The sequence below is a fragment of the Kitasatospora sp. NPDC008115 genome (assembly GCF_042957205.1).
Classification (GTDB): domain Bacteria; phylum Actinomycetota; class Actinomycetes; order Streptomycetales; family Streptomycetaceae; genus Kitasatospora.
Genome location: NZ_JBIBHU010000062.1, coordinates 1 through 12,305, shown reverse-complemented (window position 1 = coordinate 12,305; position 12,305 = coordinate 1). Strand labels below are relative to the sequence as shown.

The window sequence follows — 12,305 nt, the reverse complement described above, 5'->3', positions numbered from 1 at the left end:
GGGGGGGGGGGGGGGGGGGGGGGGGGGGGGGGGGGGGGGGGGGGGGGCGGGGGGGGGGGGCGCGGCCCGCGGCGGGGGGCGCGCCCCCCCCCCCCCCCCCCCCCCCCCCCCCCCCCCCCCGGCCCGTGACGCCTGGCCCGCGGTTGCGTTCAGCCGCTGCGCAGCTCCAGGGTGCAGCACTTGGCGCTGCCTCCGGCCTTGAGGAGCTCGGACAGGTCGACGCCGACCGGCTCGAACCCGCGCTGCGCCAACTCGCCGGTCAGGTGGACCGCCGACTGCGGCAGCAGTACGTGGCGGCCGTCGGAGAACGTGTTCAGGCCGAAGACGAGAGCCTCCTCCTCGGTCGCCAGGATCGCGTCGGGGAACAGAGTCCGGAGCACCATGCGGCTGCTCTCCGAGAAGGCCCCGGGAAAGTACATCACCTCGTGGTCCGAGAGCACCGCCAGTGCGGTGTCCAGGTGGTAGAAGCGAGGGTCCACCAGGTCCAGGGAGATCACCGGGACCCCGAAGAAGTCCTGGGCCTCGTGGTGGGAACGGCGGTCGGTGCGGAACCCCGTACCCGCCAGCAGAGTGCGGCCGACGAGCAGGAAGTCGCCTTCGCCCTCGTTGGTGTGCTCCGGCCAGCGGATCTCTCCGAATCCGTGGTCCCGGAACCAGGCGAGGTAGGCCGGGCCCTCGGCCGTGCGCTGGAAGCTGCGGAAGCGTGCGCCCAGCACCCGGCCGTCCACCACGGTCGCGCCGTTGGCGGCGAACACCATGTCGGGCAGCCCGGGGAGCGGATCGATCATTTCCACGATGTGCCCGAGGTCGCGGTAGAGATCGCGGAGCCTCTCCCACTGGGCCAGTGCCAGAGCGCCGTCGGTGGGTTTCTCGGGGGCCATCCAGGGGTTGATGGAATAGGTGACGTCGAAGTGGCTGGGGGCGCACATCAACAGGCGCCGCCGTGTCGCGGTGCGAGTGACCGTCCCGCTCGTTTCGGCGTACCCGGAACCGGCGCTGCCGGTACTCGGCGACACGGAAATCTCCTTGCGTTCAGCAGACCTGCGGCCGGAGGTGAAGGAATTCACCCGAGCCTCCGGCCGATCACAAATGGAAGGATGACGTCAGTCGTTCTGCATGGCGGCGATGAGGCTCTTCGGGCGCATGTCGGTCCAGGACCTCTCGGTGAATTCGAGGCACTCCTCGCGGCCGGCTTCGCCGAAGGCCGTATCCCAGCCGGCCGGTACCTCGGCGAAGGCCGGCCAGAGCGAGTGCTGCCCCTCTTCGTTGACCAGGACGAAGTAGGTGGCGTTGGGGTCATCGAATGGGTTGGACATTCTGGATTCCTCTGTCTGGAAGGTGTTCGGTTTCGAGCGGGAGATATTTCGGGCCGACTGGACCCGGCTGGCCGAATCCGGTCGGAGTCAGCGTCCGACGGTGAGTTCGAGACGGGAGTGGATGTCATCGACGATGGCCCTGGGGTCGTCCAGGAGAAAGAAGTGGCCGCCCTCGAAGGGAAGCATGCGGAAATCCGATTCCGTCACCTCTGCCCACGCCTTGACGGAATCGCGCTCCACCTCCGCGTCCCGGGTTCCGTAGTAGGCGGTGACCGGGGCGTTCAGTACGGCGCCGGCCTGCGTCGCCGTGTACGCCTCGACCAGGCGGTAGTCGGCGCGGATCATCGGCAGAACCAGTTCGCGCAGCTCCGCGTCCTCGAAGGCCGCTGCTTCGGTCCCTCCCAACTCGGTCAGTTCTGCCATGAGTTGGTGGTCGCTGACGTCGGATAGCGGCCGTATGTGCTCTCGTCCGGGACCCGAGCGGCCGGAGACGAAGAGCGCCGAGACGGCTGCGCCATGCTCCGCCTGCAGGCGTAGTGCGACCTCGTAGGCGACCGAGGCGCCCATGCTGTGGCCGAAGAACGCCAGCGGTGCGTCGAGCAGGCGGACGCATTCACCCGCTATCTGATCCGCGAGCTCGTCCATCGTTTCGGCGAACGGCTCGAGGAGCCGGTCCTCCCGGCCTGGATAGCGAACCGCGAGGAGCTCCGTACCGGGCGGCACGAGCCGGCCCCAGGGGCGGTAGAAGCTCGCCAGTCCGCCGGCGTGCGGAAAGCAGATCAATCGTGTCTGCGGTTTCGGGCACTGCCGCACCTCCCGAAACCACCGGCCGACTCGCGGGTCATCCTGGCTGCGCATACCACTCTTCCTCAAGTTGTACGGGGGCGCCGCTCCGGATCATTTTCCGTACCGGTATCCGGCCTGCTGTCTTCGAACCGGCCGGAACGGGAGAGGAGATGTTGCCGGAGCGCTGGGAGCAGGGCCGTGCTCGGGTTCTGTGATCAGAAAAGGCCGAGAACGAGACGATGGTCCAGAAGTGGGGATCTGATTCGCGCAGCCACTCGAGGAAGCCTGCATCGGGGAATCGGATCAGGATGATCAGGACTTCGACGATGCTTCCATGCGTCTCCTGCGGGTGTCAACGGGCCCGCCGTGCCCGGCGGCTCCTGGCGGAAGATCTCCCCATAGGTCGTGTCCGGACGGGGGAGCGCCCGTACTGTCGCGGCTCGGTGTTCCGGTGGCGCCCTCCGATCGCCGTAAGTACCAGCTCCTGACGGAAAGTTGACATACGATCAGATTCGCTTCGGACGTTTCAGCGTGTGACTAGGATGGAAGGCGGATCTCCATGGCAAGACAAGGCTTTGAACCTGGGATGAGGGGTCGTTCAGGTGACGGGGGAAGCGGTATCCATGATGAATCCTCTTGACGAGGCACGTCGGGGAAGTTCGGGCGGAGAGGCCGGAGAGGCCGGAGAGTCCACAACACCCCCCGGGCTCCGCTCCGGGACACTGCCCGTCAGTTCCCTGCTGCCCGGCGATTCTCCGAGGCTCCTCGGGCCGGACGAGCGGCATGCCGAAACGCTCGCGCAGGTCGGTGATCCGCTGCCGCCGATCCTCGTCCACTGGCCGTCGATGAAGGTCATCGACGGCCAGCACCGCCTGCTCGCGGCCCGGATGCGCGGTGACCAGGACATCGAGGTGTGTCTGTTCGACGGCGACGAGGAGGCTGCCTTCGTACTCGCCGTCAAGGCCAACAGCGCGCACGGCCTGCCGTTGACGCAGGCGGATCGAACCGCCGCGGCGGGCCGCATCCTCAAGGCGCATCCCTACTGGTCCGACCGCGCGATCGCGGCCACCGTCGGGCTCTCCGCGGTCACGGTGAGCGCGATCCGGCAGCGCGAGTCCGGCGGATCCCCGGCGGAGGCGCGGATCGGCCGGGACGGCAAGGTGCGTCCACTCAGCTCGGCCGAGGGGCGCCGGCTGGCCGGAAAGCTGATGACCGAGCAACCCGGCGCCTCTCTCCGGGAGATCGCCAAGGTCGCCGGCATCGCTCCGGCCACCGTGCGGGACGTCCGCGACCGGTTGCGGCGTGGCCAGGACCCGGTCCCTCCGAGGCAGCAGGCGACGGAGAGGATTCCGGAGCAGCGGACGGAGTGGACGGCGCCGAGGCAGCGCACGGTGGCAGCGACACCGGGAGGGCGGCGGCCCGGTGCGGTGCCCAGCCGGCTCGCGCCGATGGGCGCCAGCGCGGCCACCCGGCCCACGGACATCGTGGAGAGGCTCCGTCGTGACCCGTCGCTCCGCTTCAACGAGGGCCGCCGCTCGTTGTTGCGCTGGCTCGGCGCGCAGGCGACCAGAAGCGAGCAGTTGAACGAACTCGTGCGACAGGTGCCACCCCATGCGGCGAACGCCGTAGCACAGTTCGCCCGCGCCTGCGCCCAGAACTGGAACTCGTTCGCGGACGAGCTCGAACGCCTGCCGGGCTGAGACCGGTGGCTGTTCAACTGTTCACCTTGGACGGTTGAGCAGCCACACCGCCCCGGCTCCACGCGAGCCGGGGCGCCGCTGTCCCCCAAGGGTCCGTCTTCAAACTCCCGCCTGCCGGGCGGCCCGCCCTTCGGGCGGACGGCGGGAGTTTGAAGACGGACCCTAGCGGGCTCCGGACACCAGGCCATGACCCGGCGGCACGGCTGCCGGATCGGTGCCGGTGTCCAGGACACGGTTGGCTTCGTCGACGAAGACGACGCTGGGTCGCAGCTCGCGGGCCTCGGCGTCGTCGACCATCGCGTAGGAGATGATGATCACCAGGTCGCCCTCGTGGACGAGCCGGGCGGCGGCGCCATTGATCCCGATGATCCCGCTGCCGCGCGGCCCGGTGATGACGTAGGTCTCCAGACGGGCGCCGTTGTTGATGTCCACGATGTGTACGAGTTCGCCCGCGACCAGGTCCGCGGCCTCCATCAGATCCTCGTCGACCGTCACCGAGCCCACGTAGTTCAGGTCGCACTGGGTCACGGTGGCTCGATGGATCTTCGACTTCAGCATGGTGCGCTGCATGGTTCGTCCTCTCATGTCACACGGCGCCGGCGCTACGGCGCGAGGTCACCGGACGGGCCGGACGCCGCCCGCTCGATCATGGCGGCGAGTTCGTGCCGGCGGTTCCCGTCGCTCCGGCGGAAGTTGTGGACCACCTTCGCCACCGTCTCGGGCGGCTGCTCCTGGCTGAGCTTGAACATGCTGTCGACGCTCTGGACCTCGATCTCGAACCCGCGGATCCCGGGCAGCAGGCGCTCGAAGTAGTCGAGGGACCCGGTCATGTCCCACCCGGTGCCGACCTCCCGTTCGAAGGCGCGCACGGTGGCACGCGCGATCTTCCTCAGGACGTCGGGATCCTCGATCACCCGCAGCGCGCCGTGCACGTGAACGGAGGTGAAGTCCCAGGTCGGAGCTGCGGGGACCCGCTCGTAGACCGTCGGCGAGACATAGGAGTCGGGCCCTTGGAAGACGAGCAGGGCGTGCCCGGCCTCGGACAGCGCCTCCCAGTGGGGATTGAGCAGGTTCATGTGTCCGAGGATCCGCCGGCCGACGAGGTCCTCCCCGGGTACCTGGGCACTGTCCGGCTCCTCGGCGAGGAGTACCGGAACGTGGGTGGCCCAGGGGTGTTGGGGGCCGTTGGTGACCAGGAGGGCCAAGGGATTGGAGCGGATCAGTTCGAGAGCCCAGGACGGGTCTTGTGGCCGGTACTGCTCAGGAACGTACATTGCTGAACCCCTTCGACATCCTTCGTTCAGTCGGTTCGGGACCCGTGCCCGGGGCGCGCCCGGCCACGGAGGCGACGATCTCGCCGGCCCTGACGGCGGTGGTCGACAGCAGCGAGGACGAGAGGCCGTGTGTGTGTTCGGTGCCGCCCTGCAGGTAGATCCCGCAGTCCACCGAGCCCTCGGTCACGACCTGGTGGTCGCGTTGGACATGCAGGAGACCGGAGGAGTCCCGCTTGCAGAGGGAGGCCGCCGGTCCGAGCAGCGCGAGCGGATCCATCGGCCGGTAGCCGGTCGCGAAGACCACCAGATCGGTGTCGAGGTCGACGGCCTCCCCGGTGGGCAGGTGTTCCAGCCGGAGCCGGACCCGGTCGGGTTCGGAAACGACCTGCTGCACTGCCGTCATGTGACGGATGTGCAGGCGCGGGAAACCGCGGACGGACTCCCGGTAGACCCGGCCGTAAAGGTCGTCGATGACCTCCGGGTCGACCACCGAGTAGTTCGTGTTCGCGTGGTAGTGGAAGAACTTCTGCTGCACGTGCGGGGGCGCGGAGAAGAATTCGTCGACGGCTTCCGGGTCGAAGACGCGGTTGGCGAAGGGGGAGTCGTCGGCGGGGCTGTAACCGTAGCGCGAGAACACCGCGTGGACCTCGGCGCGAGGGAACCTGTCGTGCAGGTGGCCGGCTATCTCCGCGGCGCTCTGGCCGGCGCCGACGACAGTACACACCGACGGGTCCGAGGGGAATTCCGCCAGCCGGTTCAGAAAGTCCGAGCTGTGCCAGACGCGTTCCGTGCCCTGAAGCCCGAGTGGCAGGGTGGGAACGATGCCGCTGGCGATCACCAGGTTGCGGGTCCGGTGCACGACCACCGCGTCCGGGTCGTCGCCGTCGCGCGAGACCACGTCCAGGAAGACGACTCTGCCGCCCTCCTCGACAGGGCGCACCTCGACCACCTCGGCACCGTAGCGGACGAGCTCCTCGAACTGCGCGGCCACCCATTCCAGATAGTCGTGGAACTCGATGCGCAGCGGGAAGAGTGTCTTGTGGTTGATGAACTGGACCATGCGGCCGCGCTGGTGAAGGTACATCAGGAAGGTGTAGGGGCTCTGCGGGTTCCGCATGGTGGCCAGATCCTTGAGGAAGCTGACCTGCATCGTCGCCTCGTCGAGCAGCATGCCCTTGTGCCATCCGAAGGCCTGCTTGCGTTCGATGAACCCGGCGCGCAGAGGGGAGTCCGGGGTGGCCGCGTTGTGCTCGTCGACCGCCACGGCCAAGGCCAGATTGGAGGGCCCGAAACCCACTCCCAATATGTCGAAAACTGGACCGCTGTACGTCGTCTTCGGTTGCATATGGTGTTCTTATCCCGTTCCTGGGCGCTACCGTGCGCGGAATAGATCCAGGGTTCCCTTGTCGGGAAGATATCTCCGCACACGTTCGGGGTGGACGTCAAGAAGGGATCCCCGGCTGTCCGCGGGGTCTGTACAGTTGCCCGGATTCTTGCAGTTGCCCGCTCCTTACGGTTGAACAGGGGCTTCTTGACAGGGTTCTGGCCGCTGGTGAGGATCACGGAGCTTGCCTGCTCTGGCGCGGACGGTTCGCCGGGACGGGTGCTCCGTTGTCAAAACTCCAAGTAAAGGCACTCGAAGCCGGTGGACGGTCAGCGCGATCGCCGCGGTTCTCTTCGGCCTGCTCGCATTACCGACCCGAGTCATTTTCGGTTCAGGCTTGAGATCAGTCAGTGAATCTCGGCTTCCGCGCCTGGACGCTCGTCGCCTCTCCCGTGGAGTCTGCATGACCACCCCTGACAAGCGGTTCGCTGAGACCCCCCGCCCCGACGCCGACGGGGGCGTGCCGGTAGCGCCTGACGCACAGGACCGGCTGCTGTCCGACCGGGATGGAGACCGGCGGGACGACATCGAAGACGCCACCGTGCCGCAGCTGTTCGAGGCCCAGGCCGCAGCGACCCCGCAGGCGCTCGCGCTGGGGGACGGCGACCGCTCCTTCACCTATGCCGAGCTCAACGCGCAGGCGAACCGGATCGCCCACTGGCTCATCTCACGCGGAATCGCGCCCGGGCAGCTGGTCGGTGTGGCCCTCCCCCGGTGTGCCGAGCAGATCACCGCGATCCTGGGCATCATGAAGGCGGGCGCCGCCTACCTGCCCGTGGACCCGGGATACCCGGCCGAGCGCATCGACTTCATGCTCACTGATGCGAAGCCGGCCCTGCTGCTGACCACGGCCGCTCTTGCCGTACGCCTGTCCGCCGCCGGTGGTGAGACGGTCTCGGTCGAGGTGCTCCCCGGGTTGCTGTCCGAGCAGGCCACCGGCGATCCCACCGATGCCGACCGCCGTGCGCCGCTCACCGTCGCGGGTCTTGCCTACACCATCTACACGTCCGGTTCCACCGGCCGGCCCAAGGGCGTGGCTGTCACCCACACCGGGCTCGCCAGCCTCACCGCCGCGCTGACCGACCGCTGCGCGGCAGGCCGGGGCAGCAGGATCCTGCAGCTCGCCTCGCTCGGCTTCGACGCCTCCGTCTCGGAGATATTCCTCGCGCTGACGTCCGGCGCCGCCCTCGTCCTGACCGATGCCGACAGTCTGGCCGGCCACGAGCTCACGCGGATCATGGCCGACCGCCGGATCACCCATGCCTTCATCACCGCTTCGGTGCTGGAGACGCTGCCGGCGGGAAGCGAGTCGGTCCTCTCCGGACTCGGCACCCTGACCATGATCGGCGAGGCGGTTCCGCCGGAGCTGGTGGAACGCTGGTCGCCGGGCCGTCGGATGATCAACGCGTACGGGCCGACGGAGTGCACCGTGTACGCGACGGCGAGCGGGGCCCTGTCCGGACGCCAGGTCCCGATCGGACGACCGCTGTTCAACACCCGGGTGTACGTCCTCGACGCCAGGCTCCAGCCGGTCGCCGCGGGCGGGGACGGCGAGCTCTACATCGCGGGAAAGGGCGTCGCCCGCGGCTACCTGAACCGTCCCGGTCTGAGCGCCGAGCGGTTCGTCGCGGATCCGTTCGGTGCGGCGGGGGACCGGATGTACCGCACGGGTGACCTGGTGCGGTGGAACCGCGATGGCGAGCTGGAGTACCTGGGCCGCAGCGACGACCAGGTGAAGATCCGCGGGTTCCGGATCGAGCCAGGAGAGATCGAGGCCGTGCTCCAGGAGCAGCCCGGAATCTCCCAGGCCGTGGTCATCGCTCGCCGGGACCAGCCCGGCGGTGCCCGCCTCGTGGCGTACGCGGTGCCGGTGACGACCGCCGGCTTCTCCGCGGAGCGGATCCGGGAACACCTGCGAGCCGTACTTCCCGCCCACATGGTTCCCGCGGCCGTCGTGGCGCTGGACCGGATGCCGATGACGCCGAACGGGAAGATCGACCGCAGGGCCCTGCCCGCGCCCGACTACACCCTGACGGGCACCGGACGCGCTCCGCGCACGCCGCAGGAGCAGATCCTGTGCACGGCGTTCGCCGAGATCCTGGGCGTGTCCGGGGTCGGGGTCGATGACAGCTTCTTCGACCTGGGCGGCCACTCGCTGCTGGCCACCCGTCTGATCAGCCGGATCCGCACGGCACTCGGCGTGGAGATCCCGCTGCGAACCGTGTTCGACGCGCCCAACCCGGAAGCGCTTGCCCGCCGACTGGCCGACCACGCCGGAGAACTGCGCCGCGCACTCGAACCGGTGGACCGGCCGCAGGTGCTGCCGCTGTCCTTCGCCCAGGAGCGGCTGTGGTTCCAGCACCGGCTCGAAGGCCCCTCCGCCACCTACAACATCGTGCTCGCCCTGCGGCTGACCGGCGACCTGGAGCAGCAGGCGCTGCAGGGCGCCTTCGACGACGTGATCGCGCGCCACGAGGCACTGCGTACCGTCTTCGAGGAGGGTGGTGGCCACCCCAATCAGCACGTCCTCACTCCCGACCAGGCTCGCACCAGGCTGTCCGTCCAGCAGGTCGATCAGGCCGGTCTCACGCCGGCAATGAACCGGGCCGCCCGGTACGAGTTCGACCTGTCCGGCCAAGTGCCGCTGCGCGCAGAACTGTTGACCGTCAGCCCGAGCGAGTCGGTGCTGATGCTGGTGCTGCATCACATCGCCGCGGACGGCTGGTCGCTCGTGCCGCTGGCCCGCGACCTGATCGCGGCCTACACCGCCCGCCTGACGGGTGCCGAGCCGGACTGGCCGCAGTTGCCGGTGCAGTACGCCGACTACACGTTGTGGCAGCGTGAGCTGCTCGGTGACGACGGCGACCCGGAGAGCGCGTTCAGTCGCCAGAACGGTTACTGGGCCGAGCAGTTGGCCGGCCTGCCGGAGCAGGTCTCCTTTCCCACCGACCGGCCCCGCCCCGCAGCCGCCAGCTATGAGGGAGACACCAGCGCCTTCAGCCTCGACGAGGACCTGCACCGGGACCTCGTCGAACTGGCCCGGAGCACCGGCAGCACGTTGTACATGGTGCTGCAGGCCTCCGTGGCCGCCCTGCTGACCCGCCTCGGCGCCGGGACCGACATCCCGATCGGCAGCGGCGTGGCCGGGCGCACCGATGAGAGCCTCGATGACCTGGTCGGCTTCTTCGTCAACACGTTCGTCCTGCGGACCGACACGGCGGGCGACCCGGCCTTCGCCGACCTGCTGGCACAGGTCCGGCGGACCAGCCTGGACGCCTACGCGCACCAGGACGTCCCGTTCCAGTACCTGGTGGAGAAGCTCAACCCGCTGCGATCCAACGCGCACCACCCGCTCTTCCAGGTCGCGCTCGTCCTCCAGAACAACGAGGAGGCCCACTTCGACCTGCCAGGCCTGCACGCGGATTCCGAGACCTGGGCCACCGGCACAGCGCGTTTCGACGCGTTCATCAGCATGTACGAGAGCCACTACCCCGACGGCACGCCCAAGGGCATGTCCGGCACGGTCGAGTTCGCGACGGACCTGTACGACCGGTCGACGATCGAGGCGCTGATCGCGCGCTGGACTCAACTGTTGAAGGCGGTCACCGCCGATCCGTCCCGGCCGATCGGGTCGTTGGACGTCCTCACCGAGGGTGAGGAGGCCCGGCTCCGGGACTGGGCGACCATGTCCCGGCCCGAGGTCGAGGACTCGACGCTGCCCGGGCTGTTCGAGGCCATGGTGGTGGCGGCGCCGGACGCGGTGGCGGTGGACGGGGCTGATGTCTGCTGGACGTACCGGGAGTTGAACGCGCGGGCGAACCAGATTGCGCACTGGCTGATCTCGCGCGGTATCGGGCCCGAGGACCTGGTCGGTGTGGTGCTGCCACGCAGTATCGAGCAGGTTGCGGTGATCCTGGGTGTGGTGAAGGCGGGGGCGGGTTATCTGCCGGTGGATCCGGACTACCCGGCGGATCGCATCGCGTACATGCTGGCCGATGCGGCTCCCGTTCTGCTGCTCACGGATGCGGGACGGGCGGAGGAGTTGCCGGACGGGCTGGCCGTCGAGGAGCTGGCCGGGGTCTGGGACGGGCAGCCGGTCGGCGATCCGACGGACGCGGACCGGGTCGCGCCGCTGAGGGCGGCGAACACCGCCTACACGATCTACACCTCCGGCTCCACCGGCCGGCCCAAGGGCGTCACGGTCACGCACACGGGTCTGGCCTCCCTGGTGGTGACACACCTGGAGCGGTTCGGCGTGTCGGCGGGCAGCCGGGTGCTGCAGTTCGCCTCGCCGGGTTTTGATGCCGCGGTGTGGGAGCTGGTGATGGCGCTGGCGACCGGTTCGGTGCTGGTGGTGGCGGGGTCGCAGCGGCTGGTGGGTGAGGAGCTCGGCCGGGTGCTGGTCGAGCGGCGGATCACCCATGTGACGCTTCCGCCCTCGGTGTTGGCGACCTTGCCGGTGGGCAGCGAGTCCGTTCTGTCCGAGCTGGGCACGATCGTGGTGGCGGGTGAGGCGTGTGCGCCGGAGCTGGTCGAACGGTGGTCGCCGGGTCGTCGGATGATCAACGCGTACGGTCCGACGGAGTCGACGGTTGATGCCACGGCCAGTGGTCCGTTGTCCGGGCCGGGGGTTCCGATCGGGCGGCCGGTGGTCAACACCCGGGTGTATGTGCTGGACGAGTACTTGCGGCCGGTGCCGCAGGGTGTCGCGGGTGAGTTGTATGTGGCGGGTCGGGGTTTGGCGCGTGGCTACCTGAACCGTCCCGGTCTGAGCGCCGAGCGGTTCGTGGCGGATCCGTTCGGTGGTGCCGGGGGGCGGATGTATCGCACGGGTGATGTGGTGCGGTGGAACCGGGAGGGTGAGCTGGAGTATCTGGGCCGTAGTGACGATCAGGTGAAGATCCGTGGGTTCCGGATCGAGCCGGGTGAGGTTCAGTCGGTGCTGGCGCGGCAGGCCGAGGTGGCGCAGGCGGTGGTGGTTCCGCGTGAGGACCAGCCCGGTGACACCCGTCTGGTGGCGTACGTCGTTCCTCAGGTCGTCGGCGGCGATGACGCTGGGACCGGTGAACAGGTCGAGGACTGGCGGGAGTTGTACGACTCGTTGTACGAGGGGTCGGCCGCGTCGTTGGGTGAGGATTTCGCGGGGTGGAACAGCTCGTATACGGGTGAGGCGATTCCGCTGGGGGAGATGCGGGAGTGGCGGGCGGCGACGGTGGAGCGGATCCGTTCGTTCGCGCCGCGGCGGGTGCTGGAGATCGGTGTGGGTTCGGGTCTGTTGATGGCGCCGCTGGCGGGGGAGGTCGAGTCCTACTGGGGTACGGACCTGTCGCAGCCGGTGGTGAGCCGGCTGGTGGGGCAGGTGGCGGAGCGTGGCTGGGAGCACGTCGAACTGCGCTGCCAGCCGGCGGAGGACTTCACGGGGTTGCCCGCCGGCTACTTCGACACGATCGTGATCAACTCGGTCGCGCAGTACTTCCCGAACCGGGACTACCTCACCTCCGTGCTTCGTCAGGCTGTGGAGTTGCTGGCGGACGGTGGCCGGGTCCTGCTGGGTGACATCCGTCATCTGGGACAGCTGCGGATGTTCCAGACGGCCATCCATGCCCCGAACGCCGCTGGCAGCGCTCAGCTTCATGCTTCGGTGGAGCACGCGTTGGTGGTGGAGAAGGAACTGCTGGTTCATCCGGACTACTTCACCGCTCTTGCCGCCGAGTGCGGTGCGGGTGTGGACATCCGGATCAAGCGCGGTCAGGCGCACAACGAGCTGACCCGTCACCGTTACGAGGTTGCCCTCCACAAGGGTGCGCGGGCGTCGACGGATCTGTCCGGTCTGCCGGTGGCGCGG

Annotated in this window: 8 protein-coding genes; 2 read left to right on the top strand and 6 right to left on the bottom strand. The window is 68.8% G+C overall.

What is annotated here, in order from left to right; genetic code table 11:
• Positions 1-149: 149 nt before the first annotated feature.
• From ddaH to ACFZBX_RS36515, 3 genes are all read right to left on the bottom strand, one after another.
• Positions 150-1,016, bottom strand: coding sequence for a dimethylargininase (ddaH, locus tag ACFZBX_RS36525; RefSeq protein ID WP_391538124.1), 867 nt, complete (start codon positions 1,014-1,016; stop codon positions 150-152).
• A gap of 87 nt (positions 1,017-1,103) precedes the next feature.
• Entirely contained in the window at positions 1,104-1,316 is a 213-nt protein-coding gene (locus ACFZBX_RS36520; protein ID WP_391538123.1) for an MbtH family protein, read from the bottom strand.
• A gap of 87 nt (positions 1,317-1,403) precedes the next feature.
• Positions 1,404-2,174, bottom strand: a complete 771-nt coding sequence (locus tag ACFZBX_RS36515) for a thioesterase II family protein (RefSeq protein WP_391538122.1) — start codon at positions 2,172-2,174, stop codon at positions 1,404-1,406.
• 530 nt (positions 2,175-2,704) lie between these two features.
• On the opposite strand from ACFZBX_RS36515, the gene ACFZBX_RS36510 reads away from it, so the two are divergent.
• The gene (locus ACFZBX_RS36510) at positions 2,705-3,802 is read left to right on the top strand and encodes a ParB/RepB/Spo0J family partition protein (RefSeq protein ID WP_391538121.1); all 1,098 of its coding nucleotides are present in this window, start codon (positions 2,705-2,707) and stop codon (positions 3,800-3,802) included.
• Between the two features lie 162 nt (positions 3,803-3,964).
• On the opposite strand, the gene panD is transcribed toward ACFZBX_RS36510, so the two are convergent.
• From panD to ACFZBX_RS36495, 3 genes are read right to left on the bottom strand one after another with little or no spacing between them, the layout of a single operon-like run.
• Complete coding sequence (gene panD, locus ACFZBX_RS36505) at positions 3,965-4,372, bottom strand: aspartate 1-decarboxylase (RefSeq protein ID WP_391538120.1); 408 nt, start codon at positions 4,370-4,372, stop codon at positions 3,965-3,967.
• Between the two features lie 32 nt (positions 4,373-4,404).
• Positions 4,405-5,076 (bottom strand): FMN-binding negative transcriptional regulator, encoded by a 672-nt coding sequence (locus tag ACFZBX_RS36500; RefSeq protein WP_391538119.1) that lies wholly within the window; start codon positions 5,074-5,076, stop codon positions 4,405-4,407.
• The gene (locus ACFZBX_RS36495; protein WP_391538118.1) at positions 5,063-6,421 is read right to left on the bottom strand and encodes a lysine N(6)-hydroxylase/L-ornithine N(5)-oxygenase family protein; all 1,359 of its coding nucleotides are present in this window, start codon (positions 6,419-6,421) and stop codon (positions 5,063-5,065) included. Before ACFZBX_RS36495 ends, ACFZBX_RS36500 begins: the two co-directional genes overlap by 14 nt.
• A 442-nt stretch (positions 6,422-6,863) precedes the next feature.
• On the opposite strand from ACFZBX_RS36495, the gene ACFZBX_RS36490 reads away from it, so the two are divergent.
• Positions 6,864-12,305: amino acid adenylation domain-containing protein (locus ACFZBX_RS36490; protein WP_391538117.1), on the top strand; the 5,442-nt coding region annotated here is incomplete at its 3' end.